2 protein-coding genes are annotated in these 806 nt (G+C 49.0%); one reads left to right on the forward strand and one right to left on the reverse strand.

Translation table 11 applies throughout. From position 1 onward, the window contains the following. Positions 1 to 65 precede the first annotated feature (65 nt). Complete coding sequence (locus tag ACO0LF_RS31370) at positions 66 to 206, reverse strand: hypothetical protein (RefSeq protein ID WP_423021314.1); 141 nt, start codon at positions 204 to 206, stop codon at positions 66 to 68. A gap of 222 nt (positions 207 to 428) precedes the next feature. On the opposite strand from ACO0LF_RS31370, the gene ACO0LF_RS31375 reads away from it, so the two are divergent. Next, positions 429 to 806: hypothetical protein (locus ACO0LF_RS31375; RefSeq protein WP_423021316.1), on the forward strand; the 378-nt coding region annotated here is incomplete at its 3' end.

The raw sequence follows: 806 nt of genomic DNA on the forward strand, positions 1-806 counted from the left end.
TAAAATCCAGCATAAAAGTATATCCAAAATCCAGCAAGAAACCAGCCAAAAAAATTCATCAAGCATCAGCATAAAACACGTACCCCTACAACACCTATGACGCCCTGAACCGCCAGCTCATCGCCGATGGTGTCAATAAGAGTAGCGCTGTCGACAGCCAAGGCCAGGAAATCTATGACATCGCCATCAGCGACACCCAGGGTCACCAGTTTGCCTATGATGGAGAAGGCCGCCGCACCCTGGACCGCAGCTATACCAAAAAAATCGTCGTCGGTGCAGATAAGCAGACCAGTGGCTACATAGACGAAACCTATGGCTACGACATCATAGGACGATTAGACACCACCACCCGTGAAGGCTTCATCATCGATCAAAGGCGTTACACCGCCAATAGCCAGCTCGAACGAAGCGGTGTCACCAATGACCTCATGCAAAAATTGCGTAAATTTGATTTTATGCGCAAAGCCTTTAGCGACGCCAATGTCAGCACCGAGTTCACCATGTATGAATATGAAAGTGATCTCACCAATAACTACCCTGATCTTCCAAAAGACAGGGTCAACCAGGTCCTGCTCCAGCAAGTGCATATAGCCAATGTTGATAACCGCTATAGTAATACCCGCTTCATCAACGACGCAGCAGGCAACTTAAAAAGATATACCCATGACGCCGCCTATGGTGTTGACTATAATTACAACACAGCCGACCAGTTCGACAACTACCAGGTCAGCACCATCAAGGCCGATAGTGGCGGAGGCACCACCACCAACACCTACGACGTCAATGGCCACCTCATCAGCGTCGAC

The sequence above is a fragment of the Undibacterium sp. Di27W genome (assembly GCF_049340345.1).
Lineage (GTDB): Bacteria > Pseudomonadota > Gammaproteobacteria > Burkholderiales > Burkholderiaceae_D > Undibacterium.